Below are 25279 nucleotides of genomic sequence, written 5' to 3' on the forward strand. Positions count from 1 at the left end.
GGCGGGCCTGCGGACCCGCCCAATGCCAAAACGCGCGCCCGTGGCGCGCGTTTCTGTTTCGGCCCGAATGTATCGGATCAGATCTTGCGGACCCGGATCACAACATCGACGCGCGTGATTTCGGCCCCGGCGGGGGCGGCGGGAACGCGGGCAATTTCCAGTTCCTCGGGCGGGGCGTCGGTGATTTCGGACGTGTCTTCCCAGAAGAAATGGGGGTGGTCGTCCATCCGCGTGTCGAAATAGGACCGCGTGCCATCGACGGTAATTTCATGCATCAAACCCGCGTCGCAAAAGGCGCGCAGCGTGTTGTAGACGGTGGCCAGTGAAACGGCCTCGCCCGCATCGCGCGCCGCGGCATAAAGCCCTTCGGCGGTGACGTGGCGATCCATCCCGTCGCCGACCAGCAAAGTGGCCAGCGACAGCCGCTGCCGCGTGGGCCGCAGCCCCGCGCCTGCCAGCCACTTCTGGCCCCGATCGGTTGCTTGGGTTTTCTGGGTCACGATACAGTCTCCTCAGGGTCCATATATGCGCGGAAAGCCGAAGAATTCAATGCCCAAAGGGCCGCAAGCGCCCATTGTGGCGCGGGGCGGGCCTTGCGCGCCGCGCCGGGCGGGTGCTAGAGGGATGGAAACTGATTGATAAGGGGTGGGCCGATGGCACTCTATCCGACACGTTTCGACCGTGACGATCTTCTGAAATGCGCGCGGGGCGAGCTGTTCGGACCCGGCAATGCCCAGCTGCCGGAACCGCCGATGCTGATGATGGACCGCATCACCGACATTTCGGCCGATGGCGGGCTGCACGGCAAGGGCCATGTGGTGGCCGAATTCGACATCAACCCCGACCTGTGGTTCTTTTCCTGCCATTTCCCCGGCAACCCGATCATGCCGGGCTGCCTGGGCCTGGACGGGCTGTGGCAGCTGACGGGCTTCAACCTGGGCTGGCGCGGCTGGGAAGGCCGCGGCTATGCCTTGGGCGTGGGCGAGGTCAAGCTGACCGGCATGGTCCGCCCCGACCGCAAGATGCTGACCTACAAGGTCGATTTCACCAAGGCCGTGCAAACCCGCCGGCTGACCATGGGCGTGGCCGACGGCATCGTCGAGGCCGATGGCGAGGTCATCTATCAGGTCAAGGACATGAAGGTCGCGCTGTCCGCCAGCTAATTTCCAGAGGAGTTTAATATGAGCACTTTTAATAACTTCGAACGGCTCACGATCGCGCTCGGAGCAGATCGTGCTCTCGGGAAAGACTATTTCGTCGATGCAAAATTGGTCGGAGAGCTTGTCACCTCCGGCAACGAGTGGGCCTTGCACTGGGAATACGACTGGCTCTCAAAAGAGCCGCACGTTCTCGATGAAGTCGTTGATGAAACGGTGCGTATATTTGAGATGTTTCGTCATCTTCAGACTAGTGCAGAGCAGTCTGGTCATCGCGAGGTCGATACTACTTTCGAGGGTTTCGACTTCAATAATGACAAGCACGCAGGTGTGGCCCGTGTTCTCGTAGAGAAGCTCGATCGATTTGACGGAGTGAAGGGCGCAACGAACAACTCCCACTCTATAGTTTCGATCGACCGATATCGCCGCATGCTAGCTGTATACGAGCCGATCCTGAAAGCCATCCAAGGTGCCACCTACCGCACGCTAAACAAAGACGAGATTGACCAAGTGCTAGACCGCTGGAGAGGAAAATAGATGCGTCGCGTCGTCATCACCGGGCTGGGGATCATCTCGCCCATCGGCAACAATGCCGAAGAAGTCTCGGCCAGCCTGCGCGCCGGCAAGTCCGGCATTGTCTTTGCCCCCGAATATGCCGAACGGGGCTTTCGCAGCCAGGTCCACGGCATGCCGCAGATCGTGCTGGAAGATCACATCGACAAGCGCAACCTGCGCTTCATGGGTCCGGGCGCGGCCTATAACTTCCTGGCGATGGAACAGGCGATCGCCGATTCCGGGCTGGAAGATGCCGACATCTCCAACCCGCGCACCGGGCTGATCATGGGGTCCGGCGGGCCGTCCACCTCGAACTTCTTCGAGGCGCATCGGATCACGCTGGAAAAGGGCAGCCCCAAGCGGATGGGGCCGTTCATGGTCACGCGCTGCATGTCCTCGACCAACTCGGCCTGCCTGGCGACGCCGTTCAAGATCAAGGGCGTGAACTATTCGATCACCTCGGCCTGTTCGACCAGCGCGCATTGCATCGGCAACGCGGCCGAACTGATCCAGATGGGCAAGCAGGACGTGATCTTTGCCGGCGGCGGCGAGGAACTGGACTGGACCCTGTCGTGCCTGTTCGATGCGATGGGCGCGATGTCGTCGAAATACAACGACGCGCCGACCACGGCCAGCCGCGCCTTCGACGCGACCCGCGACGGCTTTGTCATCGCGGGCGGCGGCGGCGTGGTCGTGCTTGAGGAATTGGAACATGCCCAGGCCCGCGGCGCCAAGATCTATGCCGAACTGACCGGCTATGGCGCGACCTCGGACGGCTATGACATGGTCGCGCCCTCGGGCGAGGGTGGCGAGCGGTCGATGCGGCTGGCGCTGTCGACCCTGCCGGAGGGCCGCAAGATCAGTTATATCAACGCCCACGGCACCTCGACCCCCGCAGGCGACGTGACCGAGGTCGAGGCCGTGCGCCGCGTCTTTGGTGAAGGCAACGTGCCGCCGATCGCGTCCACCAAGTCGCTGACCGGCCACAGCCTGGGCGCCACCGGCGTGCATGAGGCGATCTATTCGCTGCTGATGATGCAGGGCGGGTTCATCGCAGCCTCGGCCAACGTGACGCAGCTTGACCCCGCGATCCGCCCCGAGGAAATCGCCACCACCCTGCGCGAAGGGGTCGAGTTCGACTCGGTCCTGTCCAACAGCTTCGGCTTTGGCGGCACCAATGCGACGCTCGTGATGAGCAAGTTCCAGGGGTAAGCCATGGCCGATCTGATGAAGGGCAAGCGCGGGCTTGTCATGGGCGTGGCGAATGACCGCTCGATCGCCTGGGGCATCGCCGCGGCGCTGGCGGCCGAAGGGGCAGAGCTTGCCTTTTCCTATCAGGGAGAAGCCTTCGGCAAGCGGGTCGAACCGCTGGCCGCCTCGGTCGGGTCGAACCTTCTAGTCGATGTTGATGTGACAGACGACGCAAGCCTTGATGCGGCCTTTGACACGCTGAAGGCGGAATGGGGCACGATGGACTTTCTGGTCCACGCCATCGCCTATTCCGACAAGAATGAACTGACCGGCCGGATCATCAATACCAGCCGCGCGAATTTCACCAATTCGCTGAACATCTCGTGCTTCAGCTTCATCGACGTGGCGCGCCGCGCCTCCGAAATGATGCCGAACGGCGGCAGCCTGGTCACGATGACCTATGCCGGGTCGAACCGGGTGACGCCCTATTACAACGTCATGGGCGTGGCCAAGGCCGCGCTGGAAAGCGCGGTGCGCTATCTGGCCAATGACCTTGGCCCCGACGGCATCCGCGTCAATGCGATCAGCCCCGGGCCAATGAAGACGCTGGCGGGCGCGGCCATCGGCGGCGCGCGCAAGACCTTCCGCCACACCGAGGCGAACGCGCCGCTGCGCCACAACGCCACGCTGGAATCGATCGGCGGCACGGCGGTCTACCTGCTGTCCGACCTGGCCGCCTGCACCACCGGCGAGATCATCATGGTCGACAGCGGCTATCACGTTCTGGGCCTGCCGCAGGCCGACAATATCTGACACCGGGGGCCTTCGGCCCCCCTTTTCGCGAAAGGCTCAGCCGCCGTCATGCGGGGGCGGGGGCGGCTTTCCGGTTCTGCGGGGCTTGGGCGGCTCGCGCAGGGCATGGCGCAGCGGGGTCAGGCGTTTGGTGAACCCCTCGGCATCGCCATAATCGACAAAGGCCGGATAATTGCCGTGCATCCCGTGCAGGTTGCGCGCATGCTTGATCGGGCACCAGTATTGTTCCGTGCGCCCCGCAATGTCACGGACATAGGAAATCAGCCCGTTGGCATAGCCGCAATAGATACAGTTCAGCTTTTGCAATCCGTTCAGATAGGCCAGATGCTGGCGATCAATGGCGATGTGATCGGACCGCCTGACCTTGGCGATGCCATAGACCGGAAAGCAGATTGCCTGATAGGCCGTCACGAACAGATCCAGCAGCACAAGCGGCAGGATCAGCGCATAGATGAACGGCGCGGTCAGCACCACCAGCGGCCGCGTCTGGCGCAGGAACGCCCACAGCTTGACCCGTGCCGCGCGATGCGCCTCACGCACGCCTTCTTCAAAGACGATGCGGCGGTTCTCCATCCGATAGCGCCACTGCGCGCGGCGTTCGGCAATCTCGGCCTCGATCTGGTCCTGCAACTCGGCCAGACGTTGCTGCAATTTCTCCAGCGTGTCGTTCATCGCGCTCTCCCTGCTGGGGGCAGTATGATCAGGAATGCGCGCGCCGGCCAGTGGGGCTTTCGCCCCCGTGCGATCCGTGCAAACATGCCGCGAAAACAGGGGGTGACATGACCGGGATTCAATACTTTACCGCGAAAGACGGGGCGCGTCTGGCCTATCGCGACGAAGGCGCGGGCCTGCCGCTTCTGGCGCTGCCGGGGCTGACGCGGACGGGGCGCGATTTTGACTATCTGGCCCCGCACCTGCCCGCCGGCGTGCGGCTGATCCGGCCCGATTACCGCGGCCGCGGCGCGTCAGACCACACCGGGGTCGAGACCTATTCGGTCCCGAAAGAGGCGGGCGATGCGGTGGCGCTGCTGGATCATCTGGGCATCGAAAAGGCCGCGATCCTGGGCACCTCGCGCGGGGGCATGATAGGCATGTTCCTGGCGGCGACGAAAAAGGACCGGATGCTGGGCCTGTGCCTGAACGACGTGGGCCCGGTGCTGGCGCGCGGCGGGCTGGAAAAGATCAAGGATTATGTGGGCCGCGACCCCTCGGCCCGAACCAAGGCGGAATTCGCGGCCAAGCTGCCCTCGTTGATGCCCGGATTTGACGGCGTACCCGCCAGCCGCTGGGCCGAAGAGGTGGGCCGCCATTACACCGAAACGCCCGAAGGCCTGCGCGTCAACTATGACAAGGCCCTGCGCGAGGGGTTCCTGGCCGCGCTGTCGGGCCCCGATATGGACCTGTGGCCGCTGTTCGACGCCTGCGCGGGCCTGCCGCTGGCGTTGTTGCGCGGGGCGAATTCCGACCTGCTGCTGCCCGAAACGGTGGCCGACATGCGCGCCCGCCGCCCCGACATGCTGTTCGCCGAGGTGCCGGGCCGCGCCCATATCCCCTTCCTGGACGAACCGGAATCGCTGGCGCTGATCCGCGACTGGCTATCCGCCTGCGGCCTGCGCTAGGCCAGGCCCAAGGCTGCCCGCGTCAGCGGGCAGCGCTCACCACCGTAAAAGGTGTCCAGCAGCGCGACGAAGTCCGGCCCCCCGCCTGCCGCCTCAAACAGGGTCGCGCAGGATCGCAGCTTCATCGCATCGACCGGGCCAAGGATGTCTTCTGCCGTCAGGTCGGCATGATCCAGCACGGCGCGCGCGCAATCGCGAAGCCGCGCGCCAAGAACCGGATCGGCCAGATAGGCCCGCGCCTCGGCCAGATCGGCGATGCCGTAGAACCGCGCGCGGTCCGAACGGCCCAGCACCGCCAGCTGGGGAAAGATGAACCACATCCAATGCGTCAGCTTGCGCCCGCCCCGCAATTCGGCCAGCGCCGAGGCATGGACCGGGCCTTGCGCCGCATGGAAGCGGTCCAGGTTCACCCCCAGACCTCGACGAATTCGCGCCACTCGCCCTTGCTCATACCGCTGCTTTCCTGGGTCACCGCCTCACCGGCCAGCCGACGTTTCAGCACCTCGACCGCGCGGCCCGACAGGTTCACCCCGCCCAGGCGGTAATCCTCGAACGCCGCATAGGCATGGGGCACCCAGTCCTTGACGATGTCGCACATCGTCTGGGCATAAACCCGGATTTCGTATTGCGCGTGGTGATCCGCCCGCAGCCGCAGAAAGTGGAACAGGTTGTGCAGGTCGGTCTTCCAATACCACTGGGTATAGACGTTGGCAGGCAGGTTCATCCGCGCCAGTTCGCGCGCAAGGCCCTGCTTGCCGGCCTCGGGGTCGGGGGTCAGCATATCCTCATAATGATCATAGGCGCGCATCGCATCCTGGCGCAGGATGTCCAGCACGCGCTGCGCCTCGGCCCCTTCCAGCACCGCGCCGCGGCCCTGGTTGTTGACCGTGGACTGCGCGGCCAGCTGTTCGGGCGCGGGAATATAGAATTCGCGGTCCAGGATCGAATAGCGCGCGGAATATTCGTTCACATTGGCGGTGCGATGGCGGATCCACTGGCGCGCCACAAAGACCGGCAGCTTGACGTGGAACTTGACCTCGCACATCTCGAACGGGGTCGAGTGCCAGTGCCGCATCAGATAGCGGATCAGCCCGCGATCATCCGACACCGCCTTGGTGCCGCGGCCATAGCTGACGCGCGCCGCCTGGCAGATCGCCGCATCATCGCCCATGTAGTCGATCACCCGGATCAGACCGTGGTCCAGCACCTCATGGGCGGTATACAGATGCGCCTCCATCCCCGGCGCGGTCGCGCGCAGGGTTTCGCGGGTCGTGGCGCGGGCCTCGGCGATCTCGGCTTGCTGGTCGGGGGTAAGGGGCATCTGGTCCTCCGGGGTCATAGAATCGGTGTGACTATATCTGGCACGGGCGCCCCAAGGAACCGCGACATGATGGGGCTGTGGCGCGACGGCCCCACCCAAGCCGCGACGAGGCGCAAGCAACCGTTAAAAAATTGACTTCTTTTGAGAGTTTATTCACCCTTTCGTAGAGGCTGGTTCAACGAAAGTAACAAAAATGTCGAGATTCATTCTGCCCTTCGCCGCGCTTCTTGCCCTGGCAGCCTGCGATGGCCCGGCAGTGGTCGAAGGGGCCAATCCCCCGCCCCCGCCGGAAGAAGAAACTCCAGACCTGCCCCCCGGCACGGAAAACCCGACCTCGACCAGCGATATCACGCGCTATGAGGCCTTCGACGAGGCAACGGGCAGCGGCTATGCGCAGGATTTCACCTATGACGCGGCCAGCGATACGTTCAGCGTCGATAACCTGGCGTTTGATGGGGCCAACACCTACACACGCATTGCCGACAGCGCACTTGGCGCCTTTGCGGCAAGCCCGTTCCGCGTCTATGAAGCCCCGACCACCGCGCTGGACAGCGTGACCGGCGTGGAAATCGATCAGTTCCTGCACCGCGCCATCGTTGGATCATCGGCGAGCGATGCCGATGATACCGAGTTCGTCGAATTCGCCATCGTCCGTACCGGCTCCTATCGCGATTTCGGCTTCGGCGGCTTCATCTACAGCCGCGAAGGCGGCGTGCGACTGCCCCTGCCCACCACCGGACAGGCAACATACAGCGGTGCGTATCGCGGGCTGCGTGATTTCAACAATCGCACCGGCATCGAATATGTCGCAGGCCAGGCCTTCCTGGATATCGATTTCGAGGATTTCAATGATGGCGATGCCGTCAAAGGCCGTGTGTTCAACCGCAGTATCTTTGACGTGAACGGCAATGACATCACCAGCGATGTGATCGCGGGCCTGCAATCCACCTACGACAACCCGGCGATCAGTGCGCTACCCGACCTTGTCATCGACGTCGGCCCCGGCAGCATCGACCGCAACGGCGAGATCACCGGCTCGATCGCAAGCAGTGTGCTGAACGGCGATGGCGCGCTGGAAACGCTTGATACCGGCAAATATTACGCGCTCTTGTCGGGCACCGACATCGATGGCGGCAACGAAGTGGTCGGCATCGTCGTTGTTGCAGGCGATGACCCGCGCTACAAGGACGTCACCGTGCGCGAAACCGGCGGGTTCATCCTGACCCGGCCCTGATGATGGGCCGGCTTTTTGTCCTTGCCTTGATCCTTGCGCTGGGTCTTTCCCGGCCGGTCGCCGCCGAGTCCGTGCAGCTTTCGCCGGCGTCGATGCGCGCCACCGGGCAGGCCGCGCTGCAGGCGAAGCGGCCCGAGGTGGCCCTGCAGATCGCAGATGCCCTGCTGGCGCGTGATCCGAACGACTGGCAAGCGCTTCTGATCCAGTCGCAAGCCGCCCGCGATCTTGGGCAGCTGGATCTTGCCCGCGCCGCCGCGCAGCGGGCCTGGCGCCTGGCCGAAACAAGACCCCAGCGCTACGCGGCAGCCTTGGCGCGCGCGCAGGCCGAAGCTTCGGACGGGCGGCGCACGGTGTCGCAACTCTGGCTGCGCCGCGCCGCACAAGACGCCCCTGACGAACACGCCCGGGCCCTTGCGCTGCGCGATTTCCGCTATGTGCGCGCGCGCAATCCGCTGCGCGTGAATTTCGGTTTTGGCATTGTGCCGTCGTCGAACATCAACGGCGGATCCTCATCGGATACGCTGTGGCTGACGCTGTTCGGCCAGCCCATCCCCTTCACCCTGTCGCCCGAGGCCCAGGCGCTGTCGGGCATCGAGACGCGCCTGTCGCTGGGGGTGGAACGGCGGATCAGCACCGGCCCGCGCCATGAAACACGGCTGGGGGTAAACCTGTCGGGCCGCGTCTACAGCCTGTCATCGGAGGCGCGCCGCAAGGCCCCTGATGCGGATGCCGATGATTACGCCTTTGCCGCGGCTGAACTTTACGTCGGCCACGAAGCGCAACCGTCGGACTGGCGCGCACCCTGGGACATGCGGGCGACGCTGGGCCATAACATCTACGGGGGCGATGCCCTGTCGAATTATGCGCGCCTTGATCTGGGCAAGGCGATCGCGCTGCCGGATCGGCAGCGTCTGCGCGTTGGCATGGGGCTGGAACGGCAGTGGCGGCAGGACAGGGCCGATCGGTCCGCCACGATCCAGTCGCTCGAAACGCGCTATGCCCGCTCGGTTCCGGGCGGCGCGCTAAGCTTTGGCCTGCGCGCCGCGCGCGTACGGTCCCAGGCCAGTGACGTGGACCATACCGCCTACGGGGTCGACGCCGATTACACCCTGGCCAAGCCGCTGGCCGGCGCCCGGATCGGGCTGAACCTAGGGCTGGAAACGCGCGATTATGACCGCTCGGCCTTTGATCCCGCGGGACGCGAGGATCTGAAGCTGCGCCTTGGCGTAACCGCCTTCTTGCCCGATCTCGACTATATGGGCTTTGCCCCCGAGGTTTCATTGCAGGCCGCGCGCACGAATTCGAACATCTCGCTTTATGACAGCCGCGATATCGGGGTCGGGTTCAACTTGCGATCCGCCTTCTGAAGCGGTTGGACAAGCCCCATTGCTGCGCTAGGGTAATGCCCGGCACCCCAAGGAGATCGCGATGAAACTGAAGTATCTGCATACCATGGTCCGCGTGCTCGACCTGGAAAAATCGATGGCCTTCTATCGCCTTCTGGGCCTTGAGGAAACGCGCCGCTATGAAAATGAGGGCGGGCGCTTTACGCTGGTGTTCATGGCCCCCCCCGGTCAGCCCGACTGCCCGGTTGAACTGACGTGGAATTGGGACGGCGATACCGGCCTGCCCAGTGACAGCCGCCACTTCGGCCATCTCGCCTATGAGGTCGAGAATATCTACGACATGTGCAAGCATCTGATGGACAATGGCGTGACCATCAACCGCCCCCCGCGCGACGGGCGCATGGCTTTCGTGCGCAGCCCCGACAACATCTCGGTCGAGTTGTTGCAGATGGGCAGCGCGCTGCCGCCGGCAGAGCCCTGGGCCAGCATGGAAAACACCGGCCATTGGTGACGGGTCGCCGGGGGCAACCCGCGCGCACTGCGGCGGCAGATTGATGCGCGGGACGGGCGATCAATAGATATAGCGGATCTGATCGCTCCAATACCGTTCCATCCGGCGCAGGGTGTGATTGACCGAATCGATCGCATCCGGCCCGATCACGCCACGGGTCTCCATGCCGTTTGCGTGGCGTTCGAACAGCGCCGCCACCGCATCGCGCAAGCCCCGCCCCTTGGGCGTCAGCCGCACCCGGACGGACCTTCGGTCAATTTCACAGCGCTGGTGGTGCATATAGCCGGTTTCGACCAGTTTCTTGAGATTATAGGACACGTTCGAGCCCTGATAATACCCGCGTGTGCGCAATTCGCCGGCCGTCACCTCATGATCGCCGACATTGAACAGCAACAGCGCCTGAACCGCGTTGATGTCCAAAATCCCAAGCCGTTCAAATTCATCCTTGATGACATCCAGAAGCAAGCGGTGCAGCCGCTCTACCAAGGCGAGGCTTTCCAGGTAGCCGGCCATCAGACCGGTGCTGGATGCCTGTGTCAAAGGGGTATGCAAAGTCATTCGTGTCTCCGCCGGTCTCGCTGCCCGAATGCGACACTGGACCAGAAACCCGAAATTTCGGTTAAGCGATCTTAGCCGCCGGCGTGGCGGGCGCGGGCAAAGGCGGCAATCTCGGTCAACAGCTCCAGATAGCGCGCGGGACAGGCCTGCGTGCCCGACACCCAAGGATACAGATCCTGGTCATTCTCTTCCAGAAGCGCATCGAAAAGGTCCAGGCGCACGGGGTCCATCGTGGCCAGGGACGCATCGGCATAGGGCCCCAGAATCAGGTCCATTTCCTTCGTGCCGCGCCGCCAGCTGCGCATCTTCATCCGCTTCAGCCGTGCTTCCTGCGTCTCGACCATCGCCCCGTCCCCCTGCGGCACATCGCCTTGCATCATTGCCCCTGCCCCAGCCTGCGTTCCAGCCGGCCCAGACGCGCGTCCAGATCGTGCAGCACGTCGCGGATCGCGCGGATCTCGCGCAGGGTGTCCCGATCACCCCCCGCTTCTGCCCGGCTCTCGGGCGGGCCGTCAAGCCCCTCTCCCTCGCCGGTCAGCAACCACATCAGCGACACGCCCAGCATCCCCGCCAGCATCTGCAGCCGGTTGGCGCGCGGATCGGCGGCATCATCCTCCCATCGCTGCAGCGTTTCAAGCCGCACCCCCAGCCGCGTGGCCAGCGCTCGCTGGCTCAGGCCTGCGGCCTCGCGCGCGTCGGCCAGCCTGTCCCCGAAGGTGGCGATCTGCGCCCCGTACCAGTCGCTTGTACCGGTGGTATCGGCCATGGCGCCCCCTGTTCGTGCTTGATCGGTTCCGCCCCGCACCCTAAGACATGCATCCGGCAGATACAAACCGGAGCTTCCCATGGCCTTCCTTTCCGACACCCTGGCGCGCGTGAAACCGTCGCCCACCATCGCCGTCACCAACAAGGCGCGGGAACTGCAAGAGGCCGGGCGCGACGTGATCGGCCTGGGCGCGGGCGAACCCGATTTCGACACGCCCGAAAACATCCGCGCCGCCGCGATCACCGCGATCAACGCGGGCAAGACGAAATACACCGCCGTCGACGGCATCCCGGAACTGAAGAAGGCCATCTGCGCCAAGTTCAAGCGCGAAAACGGGCTGGACTATACCCCCGCCCAGATCACCGTGGGCACGGGTGGCAAACAAGTGCTGTATAACGCGCTGGTCGCCACCCTGAACCCCGGGGATGAGGTGATCATTCCCGCCCCCTACTGGGTCAGCTACCCCGACATGGTACTGCTCGCGGGTGGCACCCCGGTCTTTGTCGAGGGGCCGATGGAAATCGGCTACAAGATCACCGGCGCACAGCTTGAGGCCGCGATCACGCCGAAAACCAAGTGGTTCATCTTCAACTCGCCCTCAAACCCCTCGGGCGCGGGCTATTCGGCGGCGGAACTGAAGGAACTGACCGATGTGCTGATGCGTCACCCCCATGTCTGGGTGATGTCGGATGACATGTATGAACACCTTGTCTTCGGCGATTTCAAATTCGCCACCCCCGCACAGGTCGAACCGGGGCTTTATGATCGCACGCTGACCTGCAACGGCGTGTCCAAGGCCTATGCGATGACCGGCTGGCGCATCGGCTATGCCGGCGGCCCCGAACATCTGATCAAGGCGATCGGCAAGGTGCAGTCGCAATCCACGTCAAACCCCTGCTCGATCAGCCAATATGCCGCGGTCGAGGCGCTGAACGGCCCGCAGGATTACATCCGCGACAGCCGCGTGGCCTTTGAACGACGCCGCGATCTGGTGGTCAGCGCGCTGAACGACTGCCCCGGCATCACTTGCCCCACGCCCGAGGGCGCCTTCTACGTCTACCCCTCGATCCGCGACCTGATCGGCAAGACCTCGGCCGCGGGCACGACGATCACCGATGATGAAACCTTCGCCACCGCCCTTCTGGAAGAGGTGGGCGTTGCGGTGGTGTTCGGCTCGGCCTTCGGCCTGTCGCCCAACTTCCGCATCAGCTATGCCACCTCCGACGCGGTCCTGGCCGAGGCCTGCGCCCGCATCAAGCGGTTCTGCGAAGGGCTGAAATAGCCACGAAGGGGCGAGCGATGGGCGATCTGCCAGAGTATTACTTCCGCATCCGCGAAAATGGCGCGGCGGTTTTCCGGGTCGATACGGAAAACCGTCAGCGGCGGATCGAGATGGATCAGATCGCCGTCGTCAACATCCGCAACGGCGAGATCAAACCCCAGGGCGACCGCAGCCTGTCGGATCGTGACCTGCAGGTCATCCGCGACTGGATCGCCGCGCGCAGTCAAACACTGGCGGCGCGCGACATCGACGACATCCACCGCGCAATCGACCATCTGAACCTGACCGCGCATTGGGCCCAGACCCGCGCGACGGACGCCCAGCTGGACGCGGTGACCGATTCGCTGCTGCTGGCGATGCACGATCTGCGCACGGTGCTGGTGCGCAAGAAATCCGAACGGCTGCTGAAAGCCCCCGCCAGCGCCGCCGATTGATCCTTCGGCTTTGTCCAAATATCCCGGGGGTGAATTGGCGCAGCCAAGAGGGGGCAGCGCCCACTGCCCCGCCCGTCCGTGTGCATCCTGACGGGCAAACTCAGGCCGCGATACGGATCCAGGGCCCGCGCCAGAACCGCGCCATCAGCAAAAGGCTTGCCAGCGCCAGGCCGATCACCAGCCCGAACCACAGCCCCTCACCGCCGAACCCCAGCGGAAAGGCCAGCACATAGCTTGCCGGCACGCCCACCGCCCAATAGCTGAACCCGGCAATCCACATCGGCACCCGCGTATCCTGCACCCCGCGCAGCAGGCCCAGCGCCATCACCTGCGCCGCATCGAACAGCTGAAACAGCGCGGCCACCGCCAACAGCCCCGCACCAAAGCCCACGATCACCGCCCGGTCCGGGTTGCCCGGGTCCAGAAACGCGCCAATCAACAGCTCGGGCAAGGTCAGGAACAGCGCGACCATCGCGCAGGCGATTGCCAGCGACAGGGCAATGCCCACGCCGGCAGCATCACGCATCCGCTGCACATCGCCCGCCCCCTGCGCGCGCCCGACCCGCACGGTCACCGCATTGGACAGGCCCAGATGCACCATGAAGGTCAGGCCCGACAGTTCCACCGCAATGCCATGCGCGGCCAGTTCGCGCGTGCCGATCCAGCCCATCATCAGCGCCGAGGCCTGAAACAACCCGCCCTCGGCCAGCCCGGTCAATCCCACCGGCAGACCCAGCCGGAACACCTGCCGGAAGGCGGGCCAATCGGGCCGCCAGAACCGCTGGAACAGCGCAAAGCCGCGCAGCTCGGGCAGCCAGGCCGCATAGCCCGCCAGCGCCACAAACGCCAGCACCTGCACCGCGACCGAGGCCGCCGCCGCCCCCCGCACGCCCAATTCCGGCGCACCCAGATTGCCAAAGATCAGCACCCAGTTCAGTGCGGCATTGACCGCAACCCCCGCCAACGTGACCCACAGCACCACCTGCGTGCGCTCATTCGCGGCCAGATAGCTTTTCAGCACCATCACCAGAAGCGCCGGCACCATGCCCCAGCCGGCCACCCGCAGATAGTTTTGCGCCAGTGCCGCAATCTCGGGCTGCTGGCCCAGCGCCAGAAGGATCGGCCCCGACCACCACATCAGCGGCAGGATCGCCACCCCATACAGGATCGACAGCCAAAGCCCCATGCGCGCATCGCGCCGCACCTGGGTGTGATCGCCCGCGCCCAGCGCCGCAGCGACCATCCCCATCACCGCGATTCCGAAACCCGATCCCAGGATGAAGACGATGAAAAAGCTGGATGCCCCCAGCACCCCGGCGGCCAGTTCCTCGACGCCATACCAGCCCAGCATCACCGTATCGGTGACATGCAGCAGCATCTGCGCCAGATGCGAGCCGATCAACGGCAGGCCAAGCGTCAGCGTCGCGCGCAGATGGGCGCCGGGGGACAGGCGGTCAGGATGCGTCATGGCCGGACGCTACAGCCCCGCCCCGGCGCCGTCCAGCCACCCGTCCGGGGCCCTGACGCTGCGGCAACCACAGCACCCGGGCCCCGCCGCGATCACGGCGCCTGTTGCGGCACCGGGGCGGCCCCCTCCGCCGCGCGCGGGCGGCGCTGTTGGGGATGCAGCGACAGGCCCAGAATGTGATCAGACCGGTGAACGACGTGGCTTGCATTGCCCACGATCAGCGGATCGGGGGGGCTGACGACCGCAAGGTCCTTGTCCGGATAATCCAGCGTAGACAGGAAGTGGCGCATGCAGTTCAGCCGCGCGCGTTTCTTGTCGTTCGACTTCACGATGGTCCAGGGCGCATCGGCGGTGTCGGTATAGAAGAACATCGCCTCTTTCGCCTCGGTATAGTCGTCCCATTTGCCCAGGCTTGCCAGATCGATGGGCGACAGCTTCCAGCGCTTCAGCGGATCGGTCTCGCGCGCCTTGAAGCGCGTCCGCTGCTCATCGCGCGTGACTGAGAACCAGTATTTGTAAAGCCGGATCCCCGAACGCACCAGCATGCGTTCCAGTTCCGGGGTCTGACGCATGAATTCCAGATATTCGGTCGGCGTGCAAAAGCCCATCACCCGTTCCACACCGGCGCGGTTGTACCAGCTGCGATCATAGAACACCATTTCCCCACCCGTCGGCAGGTGGTTGATGTAGCGCTGGAAATACCACTGGCCGCGCTCTTCCTCGGTGGGTTTGTTCAGCGCCACCACGCGCGCAAACCGCGGGTTGAGATGTTCGGTGAAACGCTTGATCGTGCCGCCCTTGCCGGCAGCATCGCGGCCCTCGAACAGGATGACGAATTTCTGCTTGGTCTCCTGCGCCCAAAGCTGGACCTTCAGCAGTTCCGCCTGCAGCATGGCCTTCTCGGCCTCATAGGTCGCGCGGCCCATGCGGCGCGGATAGGGATAGCGCCCCGATTCGAACGCCAGCCGGATCGCATTGGGATCAATGCGCGGAAAGGTCTTGGGGCCCTCCCCCTCGGGCGCATCAGCGATCACGTCTGCCACAACCGGCGCCGCATCCTCGGGCGGTTTCGCCAGGGCGGACACCACATTTTCAGTCATCGTCTCTTCGACGATCGTTTCGACAAGCTGATCGCTCATACGCACCGCTCCACACATTCACGCGCCCCCGATAGGACATTTTGGCGCAGCGCGCCTTGATGCGTGTCAAATCTGCCGCGCAACAGGCCGCCTTGCGCAGCAACAGGCGGGTAACAGGCCACGGGGCTTTTCAATCCGCACAACGCGCGACAGTCTGGCCCCAACAGGCAGGAGGACCCATGATCACCATCTACGGCATCTACCGCTCTCGCGCGACGCGCAACATCTGGCTTCTGGAAGAACTGAAGGCGCCCTACACTCTCAAGCCCGTAATCCAGGCCAACCGGCTGGCCGACCCCGCGGCCCCCGATGCGCCCCTCAACACGCTCAGCCCCGAGTTTCTGAAACTCTCGCCCGCCGGCGCAATCCCGGTGATGGAAGATGACGGCCTGATCCTGTCGGAATCGCTGGCCATCAATCACTACATCGCCAGGAAGCACGGCGGCCCGCTGGCCCCCACGGACCTGCGCGAAGAGGCGCAGATGGTGCAATGGGCCCTGTTCGGGGCGACATGGATCGAATCCCATGCGCTGGAAATCAGCTATGCCCATGCGCGCGGCGAAGCGGCCAGCGCGGCGGGACAGGCGGTGATCCAGGCGGCTGCCGACCAACTGACCCGGCCCCTGGCTGCGGTGGAAACACATCTGTCCTGCCACAGCCACATGGTGGGCGGGCGCTTTACCGTGGCCGACATCAACATGGCCGAAATCCTGCGCTACTGCCAACCGCACAGCCCGCTGATGGATCGCTTCAGCCGGGTGAAAAGCTGGCTTGCCCATTGCCAGGCCCGCCCCGCCTTCCGCAAGATGTGGGCCGCCCGCGAGGCCGAGGCGATCTGATCCCGGGCGCGCGCAGGGGGCTCTGCCCCCGGGCCTGCGGCCCTCCCCCGGAGTATTGGGGCCAAGAAGAAGCGGCGCGGGCTTCTTCTTGGCAAAAATACTCATGACCCGGTCGCCACGGGGCAACAGGGCCGGAATGAGGCCGCGGGCTTGCCCCCGATCCCCCGGATGCGCTATCCCCTTGGGCCAGCCCCAAGAGAAAGACGAGCAGCATGGCCGACGACCTTCTGTCTTCCCAGCCCGAAACCTATGACGCCTCTTCGATCGAGGTGCTAGAGGGGCTGGAGCCGGTGCGCAAGCGGCCAGGTATGTATATCGGCGGCACGGATGAACGCGCGCTGCATCACATGGTGGCGGAAATCCTCGACAACTCGATGGATGAGGCGGTGGCGGGCCATGCCAGCCGCATCGAGGTGGAACTGGGGGCGGATTATTCGGTGACGATCCGCGACAATGGCCGCGGCATCCCGATCGACCCGCACCCGAAATTCCCCGGCAAATCCGCGCTGGAGGTGATCCTGTGCACCCTGCACGCGGGGGGCAAGTTCTCGGGCGATGCCTACCAGACCTCGGGCGGGTTGCACGGGGTGGGCGCCTCGGTCGTCAATGCGCTGTCGGATCTGATGGTGGTGCAGGTGGCGCGCAACAAGGAGCTGTTCGAGCAGCGATTTTCGCGCGGAATCCCGCAGGGCCCGGTGGAAAAGATCGGCGCGGCCCCGAACCGGCGCGGGACGACCGTCACCTTCCATGCCGATGAACAGATCTTTGGCCACCATCGCTTCCGCCCCGCGCGGCTGTTGAAGATGGTGCGGTCCAAGGCCTATCTGTTCTCGGGCGTCGAGATTCGCTGGAAATCCGCGATCGACGATGGCGAAACGCCGCTGGAGGCGGTGTTCCACTTTCCCGGCGGGCTGTCGGACTATCTGACCGAAAGCCTGGGCAAAGCGGTGACCTATGCCGACCGGCCTTTTGCCGGCAAGGTGGGCTTTCAGGAAAAGTTCGGCGTGCCGGGCAGCGTGGAATGGGCGATCAACTGGACGCCGTCACGCGATGGCTTCATCGGGTCCTACTGCAATACCGTTCCCACGCCCGAGGGTGGCACACATGAGGCGGGGTTCTGGGCGGCAATCCTGAAGGGCATCCGCGCCTATGGCGAGCTGGTCAAGAACCGCAAGGCCGACCAGATCACCCGTGACGACCTGCTGACCGGCGGCTGCGCGCTGGTTTCGTGCTTTATCCGCGAGCCGGAATTCGTGGGCCAGACCAAGGACCGTCTGGCCACGGTTGAAGCCCAGCGGCTGGTCGAAGGCGCGGTGCGCGACCATTTCGACAACTGGCTGGCGGCGGATACGAAATCGGCCGGGGCGATCCTGGATTTCCTGGTGTTGCGCGCCGAAGAACGGCTGCGCCGGCGGCAGGAAAAGGAAACCCAGCGCAAGTCGGCGACGAAAAAGCTGCGCCTGCCGGGCAAGCTGGTCGATTGTTCGGCCACCAACCGCGCGGGGACGGAACTGTTCATCGTCGAGGGCGACTCGGCCGGGGGCAGCGCCAAGATGGCGCGTGAGCGGAATTTCCAGGCCCTGCTGCCGATCCGCGGCAAGATCCTGAACGTGCTGGGTGCGGCCTCGGGCAAGATGGGCGCGAACCAGGAAATCAGCAACCTGTGCCAGGCGCTTGGCGTGGGCTTGGGCAGCAAGTTCAACATCGAGGATCTGCGTTACGACAAGGTCATCATCATGACCGACGCCGATGTGGACGGCGCGCATATCGCCAGCCTTTTGATGACCTTTTTCTTCACCCAGATGCGGCCGCTGATCGACAAGGGGCACCTCTATCTGGCCTGCCCGCCGCTTTACCGGCTGACGCAGGGGGCCAAGCGGCTTTATGTGGCCGATGAGGCCGAGAAAGAGCTGTGGCTGCAGAAGGGCCTGGGCGGCAAGGGCAAGATCGACGTGCAGCGGTTCAAGGGTCTGGGCGAAATGGACGCCAAGGACCTGAAGGACACGACGATGAACCCCGCCACCCGCAAGCTGATCCGGGTGACGATCCATGACGACATCCCCGGCGAAACCGGCGACCTGGTGGAACGTCTGATGGGCAAGAAGCCGGAACTGCGCTTCCAGTATATCCAGGAAAACGCGCAATTCGTCGAAGAGCTGGACGTCTAGATCCGGGGGGCAAGCCCCCGGGTCCGGCGCCCCCGTTCAGTGGCCCCGTTTCAGCGCCCCAAGGCCTCAAGATATTCGGCCAGCTGTACCAGGCGCAGCGGCGTGGGCGTGGCGATGCCGTCACCGGTATCGACCAGCACGGTTTCCCCCTCCAGCAACTCGCCAAAGGCGGGCATGTCGCTGCCGCCATGGCCATCGCGGGCATAGCCGTAGATCTGGCTCATGACCTGGGCCTTGGGAAAGACACCACCGTTCAGCGCGGCCAGCTGCGTCAGGTCAGGCGCGGCGACGCCCAGATCGCGGGCAACCTCGCCATCGCCCCGGCCTGCGGGGCCGTGGCAGGTCGCGCACATGTCGGCATAGTCATCTGCCCCCGTCGGTGTGGACACCGCATCCTTCATCGGCATGCAGGCAACAAGACCGGCGAACAGGGGAATGAACATTATCGCTGCGCGCATGGGGACCTCCATCTTTCGTATAAGGCTACGCTGCGCGCCCCGATGACGCAACTGGCCGCACGCTAGGGGAAAGGCCGGGCGCAAAGGAAAAGGCCACGCGTAGCGTGGCCCTTGAAACGACCCGGGCAGCGACCCAGGCGGATCGGCAGATCTTACTTGATCTTGCCTTCCTTGTATTCGACATGCTTACGCACGACCGGATCGTATTTGTTCACGGTCATCTTTTCGGTCATGGTGCGGGCATTCTTCTTGGTCACGTAGAAGTGCCCGGTGCCCGCCGTCGAGTTCAGACGGATCTTGATCGTCGTCGGCTTCGCCATTTCTCAGTCTCCTAGAGTCGGGCGAGGCCGCCCGCGAAATCCTTGAAGCCCGCCTTTTAAACGGACCGGGGTCAGAGTCAACCGCGAAACCCCGCCGCGGGCATAAATTTCTGCCCGCAGCCGGCGTTTTTCCGCGCCGGTATCAGTGGGTGGGCTTTCCCATCGTCCGGTGGATTTCCAGCACCTTCCCCGCCTCAAGGCCCAACGCCGCGGCCAGATTGGCAAGGTATTGCTTTTCGGCATCGGTATCGGCGGTGATCGCCATCAGCGCGGCGGAATAAACCTGGGCTTTCGCGCCCTCGCCCACCGAGGCGGCCAGACCGGCAATGTCGATGGGCCGGTCAAGCTCGGCGGCGACAAAGGCGATTTCCTCATCCGTGGCATCGCCCAGATGATCCAGAATCGCGGCGCGTTCGGCCGGATCGATTTCGCCATCCGATTTCGCCGCCTGGATCATGGCGCGGATCATCAGCTTGGCGTTATCCTCCATCATCGCATTGGCAGTCGTGCCCCCGGTGACCGCCGACAGCATGTCACCCAGACCCGCGGCGCCGGTTTTCGCGGCCCCCGTCATCGCCCCCATCAGCGCACCCAGCCCTGCCTCGGTGGCGTCGGTCGCCTGCGCCGCCTGGCTGCCAAAGCGGGCCATCATGTCGCGCACCGCCTGCTTGCCGCCGGGCATGCCCAGCCGCTCGGCCATGTCGCCCATCTGGTCGGCCATGCCACCGGGCTGGCCGGCCCCACGCAGCGCTTCTTTCATGCCGTCCATGCCACCGCCCTTGCGGAACCGATCCACCCCGCGCGCGGCGGCAAAGCCAACGGCCAGGGTGGCCAGCGTCTTGACGAAACTCATGGTCGTGTCTCCCTATGGTTTCCGTGCTGCGATTGTGCGGGCAGTTCGCCCGATCGCCAACAGGATTCGCGCCCCCCAATGCAAACAAGGGGCCAGCGGTTCCAAACCGATCAGATCGCAGCCACCGCCGCAGCCAGCAGCGCGCGCACCTTGCGCGCCGTCGCCACCAGATCATCATTCTCGACCGCCATCATCGAGGCGACCGGATCAATCGCGCTGACCTCAACCCCGCCGGGTACCGCGCGCAGGATCACGTTACAGGGCAACATCGTGCCCACGCGCGGTTCCTGCCCGATCGCATCCCAGGCAAGACCGGGGTTGCAGGCGCCCAGAATGCGGTAGGGGGCCATGTCCCGGCCCAGCTTTGCCTTCATCGTCGCCTGAACGTCGATCTCGGTCAGAACCCCAAAACCCTGATCGGCCAGTGCCTTGCGCACCCGCGCCTCGACCTGATCAACATCCGCGCCCTCGATGCGGCGATCCATCGTGTAGCCCATCCCCGATCCTCCTTGCTGCGTCGCGCAATGGTCCTCCGCGCGGCCAGTGCCGTCAAGCCGGGCCACCATCACGCACGGGTGATCGGGGGAAATTTGCGCGGAGGGCCTGTAAGCCGGATTTTGTCCAAGGGGTCGCCCCCTCTGGATGACCATTCCTCTGGCCCCGCAGTTACCTGCGGGATCTAGCCGCCAACCCGGACCGCTCGGGGCGAAGCTCCCCTGCCGGCCTTGCGGCGCGGCGCGCGGTCCCTATTCGGCGTTGCTCCCGGTGGGGCTTGCCATGCCGGTCCTGTTGCCAGTCCCGCGGTGGGCTCTTACCCCACCGTTTCACCCTTGCCCGTCCGTGAACGGGCGGTCTCGTTCTCTGTGGCGCTTTCCCTGGGGTTACCCCCGCCGGGCGTTACCCGGCACCGTCACTTCATGGAGTCCGGACTTTCCTCGCGCGTCCAGGTATCCGGGGCAAACCACAGACCTTTGGACCCGCGCGGTCATCCAGCCCTCCGCGCCCATTCCAGATAGGCGGTGGTCACGCCCGCGTCAATGGCGCAGGGGGCTCCGCCCCGGTCGGCTGCGCCGCCCTCCCCGGAGTATTTCGGCCAAGAAGAAACTGCGCCCTTCTTCTTGGCCGAAAATACTCCGGGGGTGAGGCGCGTCAGCGCCGAGGGGGCAGCGCCCCCTGCGCCCGTCTCAGCCGCGCCAGAAATCCCCGTCCTGGCCGAAGCGGGCCGCAAGATCGGCGATCAGCGCCATGTCCGCGGATGCCAGCGGCCCGGTCGCGCGGGGCCGGAAGCGCAGACGGAAGGCCTGCAGCAGATTATCCAAAGGAGCCGCCGGGTAGCCGAAGGCCTGTGCCAAGGCCGCGAAGGCCGTTGGGTCGGCCGGCGGGGCCGGGTCAAGCGGTTCGGGCCAGACCGACAGCCCCTGCAGCGCCAGTCGGCGCCAGTCAAAGCGCGGGCCGGGATCGGTTTTGCGGTCTGGTGCCAGATCGGAATGGGCGATCACGCCTTCGGCGGCAATGTTCCAACGGGCCATGACCGCGCGCAGCAACTGCTCCAGCGCGGCCATCTGCGGTTCGGGAAAGGGTGCATCGCCCGGATTGGCCAGTTCAATGCCGATCGAGCGGGAATTGACATCCCCCTGCCCCGCCCATTCGCCCGCACCGGCGTGCCAGGCCCGGGCCTCTTCGGCGACCAGTTGTTCGACCGCCCCGGTTTCCGCAATCAGCCAATGCGCCGAAACCTCGGCGGCGGGGTCGCACAAGCGGTCCCGCGCCGCCGCGCAGCTTGGCATGGCGGTGTAATGGATCACGATCAGCTCGGGCCGCCCGCCCCCACGCCTGTCACCGAAATTCGGAGAGGGCAGCGCCATCGGATCAGTTGCGCACCGACTGGAACGGCGTCGGGTCCCAGGCGCAGGCAAAGCCGTCGCCATCGGGGTCCAGGTTGCGCGGATCGCGTTCCGGCCCGCCCCGGCGCAGAAATTCCATCTGCGCCTGATCGGATGAGACAAAGCGCGCACAGGCGCGGTCGTGATTGGTCAGGGCCAGCCCCCCACGCGGCCAGACTGGCTGACCCAGCCGGTTCGGCGCCTGCAATGCATAGGCCGCAAGGTTCGGGGCGGCGGCCGTCGCAGGCGGTGTGGCGGCGGGCAATGTCGCGACAGGGGGCGACATCGGGGCCGGCGCCGGGGCCGTGGTCGATGTCAGGCCGGGGATCGCCGACAGCGGCGCCCCGTCGGCCGGGGCTGGCGCGATCGGCGCCACGGATATCGGCGCGGACTGGATCGCCGCGACCGAGGCGTTCGGAACGGGGGGCGCCGAGGCTGGCGCGACCGGCGCCGGGGCGGTGCCGCGCAGGGCGGCCTCGCGCTCGGCCAGGTAGGTCTGATAATCGCCAAAACCGACCCCGGCGGACAGGTTCGGCCCCTGATCGTCACAGCCCATCAGCATCAGCGCCGGGATCACCAGCAAAACCGCACGCATCCTTGCCCCCTTTCCGGGATCAGCCCCGCGTCACCACCACTTCGCGGGCTTCGCGGCAAATCCAACCGCCTTTTCCAGCACATAGGCGTGGTTCAGCAGGTCGCCCTCTTGCCACGGCCGACCGATCAGCTGCAGCCCCAGCGGCAGGCCCTTGCTGTCCAGCCCCGCCGGCACCGCAACGCCCGGCAGGCCCGCCAGGTTCACCGTCACGGTGAACACATCGTTCAGATACATCGCCACCGGATCGGCATTGGCCATTTCCCCCAGGCCAAAGGCCGAAGACGGGGTCGCGGGCGTCAGGATCGCGTCGATCCCGGCGGCGAAGGCCTGATCGAAGTCGCGCTTGATCAAGGCGCGCACCTTGCGGGCGCGGTTGTAATAGGCGTCGTAGAAGCCTGCCGACAGCACATAGGTGCCGATCATCACGCGGCGCTGGACCTCTTTGCCGAAGCCTTCGGCGCGGGTCTTTTCATACATCTCGGTGATGCCGTCGCCCTGACCCAGCCGCGCGCGGTGGCCATAGCGCACCCCGTCATAGCGCGCGAGGTTCGAAGATGCCTCGGCCGGGGCCACCACGTAATAGGCGGGCAGCGCGTATTTCGTATGCGGCAGGCTGATGTCGACGATTTCCGCCCCCGCGTCACGCAGCATCGCCGCGCCATCGGACCAAAGCTTCTCGATCTCGGCGGGCATGCCGTCCATGCGGTATTCGCGCGGGATGCCGATCTTCTTGCCGCGGATGTCGCCGGTCAGCGCCGCTTCGAAATCCGGCACCGGGATGTCGGCGCTGGTCGAATCCTTGGGGTCATGGCTGCACATCGCGCCCAGCATGATCGCCGCGTCGCGCACCGTCTTGGTCATCGGCCCGGCCTGATCGAGGCTGGAGGCAAAGGCCACCACGCCCCAGCGGCTGACGCGGCCATAGGTCGGCTTGATGCCCACGATGCCGGTAAAGGCCGCCGGCTGGCGGATTGACCCGCCGGTATCCGTGCCGGTCGCGGCCAGGCACAGATCTGCCGCCACCGCCGCCGCCGACCCGCCCGACGATCCGCCTGGCGTCAGCTGCCGGTCATCGACCTTCCAGGGGTTCACCACCGGGCCATAGCAGGCGGTTTCATTCGACGACCCCATGGCGAATTCGTCCATGGACAGCTTGCCCAGCATCACCGCGCCCGCATCCCACAGGTTCTGCGTCACGGTAGATTCGTATTCCGGGCGGAAGCCTTCAAGGATGCGGCTGGCGGCCTGGCTGGGCACGCCCTTGGTGCAAAACAGATCCTTGATCCCCAGTGGGATGCCACACATCGCCGGTGCATCGCCTGCGCGGATACGCGCATCGGCCGCCGCGGCCTGGTCGCGCGCGATCTCGGGCGTCAGGTGGCAATAGGCGTTCAGCGCCCCCGCCCCGTCAATCGCGGTCAGGCAGGCCTCGGTGATCTCGGCCGAGGTCACATCGCCCTTGCGCAACGCATCACGGGCATCGGAGATCGTCAGCTGGTTCAGGCTCATTCCACCACCTTCGGCACGGCAAAGAAGCCCTCGCGGGCATCGGGCGCATTGGACAGGATCTTTTCGGGATAGCCGCCATCGGTCACAACATCGGCGCGCCGTTTCAGACGCATCGGCGTGACCGAGGTCATCGGCTCGACCCCGTCGACATTCACTTCGTTCAGCTGCTCCATGAAAGTCAGGATGCCGGACAATTCGCCGGCCAGCGCCGGCAGATCTTCTTCGGCCACGGCAATGCGCGCCAGATGCGCCACCTTGCGGGCGGTGTCGATGTCGATGGACATGGGGCTCTCCGCTGTTCTCGGGGCCGGGTTTAGCGCCCAAGGGGCAGGCTTTCAAGCGCGCCGCGCCTGCAAGCCGCCGCCCGCCCCTTCCCTTTCACCCCATCGGCGCTACTGTGGGGCCAACAGCAACGGAGGACCCCATGAAACTGACCTGGCTTGGCCATTCCGGCTTCCTACTGGAAATCGAGGACGCGGTGATCCTGATAGACCCCTGGATCAGCGGCAACCCGGTCTTTCCCGCCGACCGCCGGGACGAGGCGACCGGGGGCGCGACCCACATCCTGGTGACCCACGGGCATGGCGATCACACCGGCGACGCGCTGGCCATCGCGAAGCAAAAAAAGATCCCCGTTGCAGGCATCTACGACCTGATCAGCCACTGGCAGGGCACCGAGGGGATTGAGGGAATCGGCTTCAACAAGGGCGGCACGATCGATCTTGGCGGGGCGAAGGTGACGATGGTCAACGCCTGCCACTCCTCCTCGATGGGATCGGCGACGGGGCCGGTCTATGCCGGGGCAGAGGCAGGATACATGATCGCAGGCGAGGGCCACACGATCTATGTATCGGGCGATACCGATATCATGGCCGATATGGGCTGGATGGGCGAATACCATAAACCCGACATCGGCATCCTGTGCGCCGGCGGGCATTTCACGATGGACATGAAACGCGCGGCCTTTGCAGCGCGGAAATATTTCAACTTCAAGACCGTGATTCCCTGCCACTACCGCACCTTCCCGTTGCTGGAACAATCGGCCGAGGCATTGAAGGCCGGGCTGCCCGGGGTGCAGGTGATCGAACCGCAGGTTTTGGAGCCGATCCAGCTCTGACCCCTTCGGCTTTGCCCAAATATCCTGCGGGGGTCCGGGGGTGCAAAACCCCCGGCCTTGCCGTTTGCGCCCGCGGGGGGGGGGGGGGGGGGGGGGGGGGGGGGCGCGCGGCGCGGGGGGCGGGGGGGGGCCACGGGCAGTCG

The 25279-nt window shown here is 65.2% G+C and carries 30 protein-coding genes and 1 other RNA gene; 13 read left to right on the top strand and 18 right to left on the bottom strand.

Annotated features, from left to right (window positions below; translation table 11 throughout):
• Window positions 1-77: 77 nt before the first annotated feature.
• Window positions 78-500, bottom strand: coding sequence for an iron response transcriptional regulator IrrA (irrA, locus tag MXB90_RS11035; RefSeq protein WP_250044633.1), 423 nt, complete (start codon window positions 498-500; stop codon window positions 78-80).
• Between the two features lie 153 nt (window positions 501-653).
• On the opposite strand from irrA, the gene fabA reads away from it, so the two are divergent.
• From fabA to MXB90_RS11055, 4 genes are read left to right on the top strand one after another with little or no spacing between them, the layout of a single operon-like run.
• Window positions 654-1163, top strand: coding sequence for a bifunctional 3-hydroxydecanoyl-ACP dehydratase/trans-2-decenoyl-ACP isomerase (gene fabA / locus MXB90_RS11040; RefSeq protein WP_250044635.1), 510 nt, complete (start codon window positions 654-656; stop codon window positions 1161-1163).
• 18 nt (window positions 1164-1181) lie between these two features.
• Window positions 1182-1694: a YfbU family protein gene (locus tag MXB90_RS11045; protein WP_250044637.1), complete on the top strand. Its 513-nt coding sequence runs from the start codon at window positions 1182-1184 to the stop codon at window positions 1692-1694.
• Window positions 1695-2924 (top strand): beta-ketoacyl-ACP synthase I, encoded by a 1230-nt coding sequence (gene fabB / locus MXB90_RS11050; protein ID WP_250044639.1) that lies wholly within the window; start codon window positions 1695-1697, stop codon window positions 2922-2924.
• Window positions 2925-2927: 3 nt separating this feature from the next.
• Window positions 2928-3716, top strand: a complete 789-nt coding sequence (locus MXB90_RS11055) for an enoyl-ACP reductase FabI (protein ID WP_250044642.1) — start codon at window positions 2928-2930, stop codon at window positions 3714-3716.
• A gap of 36 nt (window positions 3717-3752) precedes the next feature.
• On the opposite strand, the gene MXB90_RS11060 is transcribed toward MXB90_RS11055, so the two are convergent.
• Window positions 3753-4388 carry a hypothetical protein gene (locus tag MXB90_RS11060; protein ID WP_250044643.1) on the bottom strand — a complete coding sequence of 212 codons (636 nt, stop codon included), beginning with the start codon at window positions 4386-4388 and terminating at the stop codon, window positions 3753-3755.
• Window positions 4389-4495: 107 nt separating this feature from the next.
• Between MXB90_RS11060 and MXB90_RS11065 the strand changes: the two genes are divergently transcribed.
• Complete coding sequence (locus MXB90_RS11065; RefSeq protein ID WP_250044644.1) at window positions 4496-5335, top strand: alpha/beta fold hydrolase; 840 nt, start codon at window positions 4496-4498, stop codon at window positions 5333-5335.
• Here MXB90_RS11065 and MXB90_RS11070 read toward each other — a convergent pair.
• Window positions 5332-5772 carry a DUF1810 domain-containing protein gene (locus tag MXB90_RS11070; protein ID WP_250044645.1) on the bottom strand — a complete coding sequence of 147 codons (441 nt, stop codon included), beginning with the start codon at window positions 5770-5772 and terminating at the stop codon, window positions 5332-5334. The two genes, MXB90_RS11065 and MXB90_RS11070, sit on opposite strands and share 4 nt — an antisense overlap.
• Window positions 5742-6656, bottom strand: a complete 915-nt coding sequence (gene thyX, locus MXB90_RS11075; protein WP_250044646.1) for an FAD-dependent thymidylate synthase — start codon at window positions 6654-6656, stop codon at window positions 5742-5744. The genes MXB90_RS11070 and thyX overlap by 31 nt, the downstream gene beginning before the upstream one ends.
• A gap of 193 nt (window positions 6657-6849) precedes the next feature.
• Between thyX and MXB90_RS11080 the strand changes: the two genes are divergently transcribed.
• The 3 genes from MXB90_RS11080 to MXB90_RS11090 all read left to right on the top strand — a co-directional run bounded on the left by MXB90_RS11080 (window position 6850) and on the right by MXB90_RS11090 (window position 9747).
• Window positions 6850-7890, top strand: a complete 1041-nt coding sequence (locus MXB90_RS11080; RefSeq protein WP_250044647.1) for a hypothetical protein — start codon at window positions 6850-6852, stop codon at window positions 7888-7890.
• Window positions 7890-9257 carry a surface lipoprotein assembly modifier gene (locus MXB90_RS11085; protein WP_250044648.1) on the top strand — a complete coding sequence of 456 codons (1368 nt, stop codon included), beginning with the start codon at window positions 7890-7892 and terminating at the stop codon, window positions 9255-9257. Before MXB90_RS11080 ends, MXB90_RS11085 begins: the two co-directional genes overlap by 1 nt.
• Before the next feature lie 61 nt (window positions 9258-9318).
• Entirely contained in the window at window positions 9319-9747 is a 429-nt protein-coding gene (locus MXB90_RS11090) for a VOC family protein (RefSeq protein ID WP_250044650.1), read from the top strand.
• 60 nt (window positions 9748-9807) lie between these two features.
• Here MXB90_RS11090 and MXB90_RS11095 read toward each other — a convergent pair whose 3' ends face one another.
• The 3 genes from MXB90_RS11095 to MXB90_RS11105 all read right to left on the bottom strand — a co-directional run bounded on the left by MXB90_RS11095 (window position 9808) and on the right by MXB90_RS11105 (window position 11071).
• Window positions 9808-10305, bottom strand: coding sequence for a MarR family winged helix-turn-helix transcriptional regulator (locus MXB90_RS11095; RefSeq protein WP_462982283.1), 498 nt, complete (start codon window positions 10303-10305; stop codon window positions 9808-9810).
• A gap of 71 nt (window positions 10306-10376) precedes the next feature.
• Window positions 10377-10649, bottom strand: a complete 273-nt coding sequence (locus MXB90_RS11100) for an FAD assembly factor SdhE (protein WP_250044691.1) — start codon at window positions 10647-10649, stop codon at window positions 10377-10379.
• A 32-nt stretch (window positions 10650-10681) separates the two neighbouring features.
• Window positions 10682-11071, bottom strand: coding sequence for a helix-turn-helix domain-containing protein (locus MXB90_RS11105; protein ID WP_250044654.1), 390 nt, complete (start codon window positions 11069-11071; stop codon window positions 10682-10684).
• A 79-nt stretch (window positions 11072-11150) separates the two neighbouring features.
• Between MXB90_RS11105 and MXB90_RS11110 the strand changes: the two genes are divergently transcribed.
• On the top strand, window positions 11151-12353 hold the full coding sequence (locus tag MXB90_RS11110; RefSeq protein ID WP_250044656.1) for a pyridoxal phosphate-dependent aminotransferase: 1203 nt from the start codon (window positions 11151-11153) through the stop codon (window positions 12351-12353).
• Between the two features lie 17 nt (window positions 12354-12370).
• Window positions 12371-12787, top strand: a complete 417-nt coding sequence (locus MXB90_RS11115; protein WP_250044659.1) for a hypothetical protein — start codon at window positions 12371-12373, stop codon at window positions 12785-12787.
• A 100-nt stretch (window positions 12788-12887) separates the two neighbouring features.
• Here MXB90_RS11115 and MXB90_RS11120 read toward each other — a convergent pair whose 3' ends face one another.
• Together MXB90_RS11120 and ppk2 are read right to left on the bottom strand one after the other, a co-directional pair.
• The gene (locus MXB90_RS11120) at window positions 12888-14255 is read right to left on the bottom strand and encodes an MATE family efflux transporter (protein ID WP_250044661.1); all 1368 of its coding nucleotides are present in this window, start codon (window positions 14253-14255) and stop codon (window positions 12888-12890) included.
• Window positions 14256-14347: 92 nt separating this feature from the next.
• Window positions 14348-15394, bottom strand: coding sequence for a polyphosphate kinase 2 (gene ppk2 / locus MXB90_RS11125; RefSeq protein ID WP_250044663.1), 1047 nt, complete (start codon window positions 15392-15394; stop codon window positions 14348-14350).
• Between the two features lie 179 nt (window positions 15395-15573).
• Between ppk2 and MXB90_RS11130 the strand changes: the two genes are divergently transcribed.
• The gene (locus tag MXB90_RS11130) at window positions 15574-16233 is read left to right on the top strand and encodes a glutathione S-transferase family protein (protein WP_250044665.1); all 660 of its coding nucleotides are present in this window, start codon (window positions 15574-15576) and stop codon (window positions 16231-16233) included.
• Window positions 16234-16445: 212 nt separating this feature from the next.
• Window positions 16446-18401 carry a DNA topoisomerase IV subunit B gene (gene parE / locus MXB90_RS11135; RefSeq protein WP_250044669.1) on the top strand — a complete coding sequence of 652 codons (1956 nt, stop codon included), beginning with the start codon at window positions 16446-16448 and terminating at the stop codon, window positions 18399-18401.
• Between the two features lie 50 nt (window positions 18402-18451).
• On the opposite strand, the gene MXB90_RS11140 is transcribed toward parE, so the two are convergent.
• The 9 genes from MXB90_RS11140 to gatC all read right to left on the bottom strand — a co-directional run bounded on the left by MXB90_RS11140 (window position 18452) and on the right by gatC (window position 24303).
• Window positions 18452-18859, bottom strand: coding sequence for a c-type cytochrome (locus MXB90_RS11140; RefSeq protein ID WP_250044671.1), 408 nt, complete (start codon window positions 18857-18859; stop codon window positions 18452-18454).
• Window positions 18860-19011: 152 nt separating this feature from the next.
• A complete protein-coding gene (rpmG, locus tag MXB90_RS11145) occupies window positions 19012-19179 on the bottom strand; it encodes a 50S ribosomal protein L33 (RefSeq protein WP_011750518.1) in 168 nt (55 codons plus the stop codon).
• 142 nt (window positions 19180-19321) lie between these two features.
• Window positions 19322-20032, bottom strand: a complete 711-nt coding sequence (locus MXB90_RS11150; protein WP_250044674.1) for a tellurite resistance TerB family protein — start codon at window positions 20030-20032, stop codon at window positions 19322-19324.
• A gap of 110 nt (window positions 20033-20142) precedes the next feature.
• Complete coding sequence (locus tag MXB90_RS11155) at window positions 20143-20529, bottom strand: DUF302 domain-containing protein (RefSeq protein WP_250044676.1); 387 nt, start codon at window positions 20527-20529, stop codon at window positions 20143-20145.
• A gap of 93 nt (window positions 20530-20622) precedes the next feature.
• An RNA gene (gene rnpB, locus MXB90_RS11160) (RNase P RNA component class A) lies at window positions 20623-21033 on the bottom strand.
• Between the two features lie 183 nt (window positions 21034-21216).
• Complete coding sequence (locus MXB90_RS11165; protein ID WP_250044678.1) at window positions 21217-21897, bottom strand: N-acetylmuramoyl-L-alanine amidase; 681 nt, start codon at window positions 21895-21897, stop codon at window positions 21217-21219.
• Between the two features lie 4 nt (window positions 21898-21901).
• Window positions 21902-22510, bottom strand: coding sequence for a hypothetical protein (locus MXB90_RS11170; RefSeq protein WP_250044680.1), 609 nt, complete (start codon window positions 22508-22510; stop codon window positions 21902-21904).
• Window positions 22511-22540: 30 nt separating this feature from the next.
• Window positions 22541-24019 carry an Asp-tRNA(Asn)/Glu-tRNA(Gln) amidotransferase subunit GatA gene (gene gatA, locus MXB90_RS11175; RefSeq protein ID WP_250044682.1) on the bottom strand — a complete coding sequence of 493 codons (1479 nt, stop codon included), beginning with the start codon at window positions 24017-24019 and terminating at the stop codon, window positions 22541-22543.
• Window positions 24016-24303, bottom strand: coding sequence for an Asp-tRNA(Asn)/Glu-tRNA(Gln) amidotransferase subunit GatC (gene gatC, locus MXB90_RS11180; protein WP_250044684.1), 288 nt, complete (start codon window positions 24301-24303; stop codon window positions 24016-24018). Before gatC ends, gatA begins: the two co-directional genes overlap by 4 nt.
• 140 nt (window positions 24304-24443) lie before the next feature.
• Here gatC and MXB90_RS11185 point away from each other — a divergent pair, with 140 nt between their 5' ends.
• Window positions 24444-25136, top strand: coding sequence for a metal-dependent hydrolase (locus MXB90_RS11185; RefSeq protein ID WP_250044685.1), 693 nt, complete (start codon window positions 24444-24446; stop codon window positions 25134-25136).
• Window positions 25137-25279 lie beyond the last annotated feature (143 nt).

Origin of the sequence: Phaeovulum molybdatiresistens (assembly GCF_023544865.1) — a bacterium.
In the GTDB taxonomy this organism is placed as follows: domain Bacteria; phylum Pseudomonadota; class Alphaproteobacteria; order Rhodobacterales; family Rhodobacteraceae; genus Pontitalea.

Coding starts and splice junctions, on each gene's coding strand:
- MXB90_RS11130 (WP_250044665.1), top strand. CDS start 15,574: ATGATCACCATCTACGGCATCTACCGCTCTCGCGCGACGCGCAACATC.
- MXB90_RS11045 (WP_250044637.1), top strand. CDS start 1,182: ATGAGCACTTTTAATAACTTCGAACGGCTCACGATCGCGCTCGGAGCA.
- MXB90_RS11115 (WP_250044659.1), top strand. CDS start 12,371: ATGGGCGATCTGCCAGAGTATTACTTCCGCATCCGCGAAAATGGCGCG.
- fabA (WP_250044635.1), top strand. CDS start 654: ATGGCACTCTATCCGACACGTTTCGACCGTGACGATCTTCTGAAATGC.
- gatA (WP_250044682.1), bottom strand. CDS start 24,019: ATGAGCCTGAACCAGCTGACGATCTCCGATGCCCGTGATGCGTTGCGC.
- MXB90_RS11170 (WP_250044680.1), bottom strand. CDS start 22,510: ATGCGTGCGGTTTTGCTGGTGATCCCGGCGCTGATGCTGATGGGCTGT.
- rpmG (WP_011750518.1), bottom strand. CDS start 19,179: ATGGCGAAGCCGACGACGATCAAGATCCGTCTGAACTCGACGGCGGGC.
- ppk2 (WP_250044663.1), bottom strand. CDS start 15,394: ATGAGCGATCAGCTTGTCGAAACGATCGTCGAAGAGACGATGACTGAA.
- MXB90_RS11165 (WP_250044678.1), bottom strand. CDS start 21,897: ATGGCGCTGCCCTCTCCGAATTTCGGTGACAGGCGTGGGGGCGGGCGG.
- MXB90_RS11100 (WP_250044691.1), bottom strand. CDS start 10,649: ATGGTCGAGACGCAGGAAGCACGGCTGAAGCGGATGAAGATGCGCAGC.
- MXB90_RS11065 (WP_250044644.1), top strand. CDS start 4,496: ATGACCGGGATTCAATACTTTACCGCGAAAGACGGGGCGCGTCTGGCC.
- MXB90_RS11095 (WP_462982283.1), bottom strand. CDS start 10,305: ATGACTTTGCATACCCCTTTGACACAGGCATCCAGCACCGGTCTGATG.
- MXB90_RS11085 (WP_250044648.1), top strand. CDS start 7,890: ATGATGGGCCGGCTTTTTGTCCTTGCCTTGATCCTTGCGCTGGGTCTT.
- parE (WP_250044669.1), top strand. CDS start 16,446: ATGGCCGACGACCTTCTGTCTTCCCAGCCCGAAACCTATGACGCCTCT.
- gatC (WP_250044684.1), bottom strand. CDS start 24,303: ATGTCCATCGACATCGACACCGCCCGCAAGGTGGCGCATCTGGCGCGC.
- fabB (WP_250044639.1), top strand. CDS start 1,695: ATGCGTCGCGTCGTCATCACCGGGCTGGGGATCATCTCGCCCATCGGC.
- MXB90_RS11150 (WP_250044674.1), bottom strand. CDS start 20,032: ATGAGTTTCGTCAAGACGCTGGCCACCCTGGCCGTTGGCTTTGCCGCC.
- MXB90_RS11110 (WP_250044656.1), top strand. CDS start 11,151: ATGGCCTTCCTTTCCGACACCCTGGCGCGCGTGAAACCGTCGCCCACC.
- MXB90_RS11090 (WP_250044650.1), top strand. CDS start 9,319: ATGAAACTGAAGTATCTGCATACCATGGTCCGCGTGCTCGACCTGGAA.
- MXB90_RS11060 (WP_250044643.1), bottom strand. CDS start 4,388: ATGAACGACACGCTGGAGAAATTGCAGCAACGTCTGGCCGAGTTGCAG.
- MXB90_RS11120 (WP_250044661.1), bottom strand. CDS start 14,255: ATGACGCATCCTGACCGCCTGTCCCCCGGCGCCCATCTGCGCGCGACG.
- MXB90_RS11080 (WP_250044647.1), top strand. CDS start 6,850: ATGTCGAGATTCATTCTGCCCTTCGCCGCGCTTCTTGCCCTGGCAGCC.
- MXB90_RS11105 (WP_250044654.1), bottom strand. CDS start 11,071: ATGGCCGATACCACCGGTACAAGCGACTGGTACGGGGCGCAGATCGCC.
- thyX (WP_250044646.1), bottom strand. CDS start 6,656: ATGCCCCTTACCCCCGACCAGCAAGCCGAGATCGCCGAGGCCCGCGCC.
- MXB90_RS11155 (WP_250044676.1), bottom strand. CDS start 20,529: ATGGGCTACACGATGGATCGCCGCATCGAGGGCGCGGATGTTGATCAG.
- MXB90_RS11140 (WP_250044671.1), bottom strand. CDS start 18,859: ATGCGCGCAGCGATAATGTTCATTCCCCTGTTCGCCGGTCTTGTTGCC.
- MXB90_RS11055 (WP_250044642.1), top strand. CDS start 2,928: ATGGCCGATCTGATGAAGGGCAAGCGCGGGCTTGTCATGGGCGTGGCG.
- MXB90_RS11185 (WP_250044685.1), top strand. CDS start 24,444: ATGAAACTGACCTGGCTTGGCCATTCCGGCTTCCTACTGGAAATCGAG.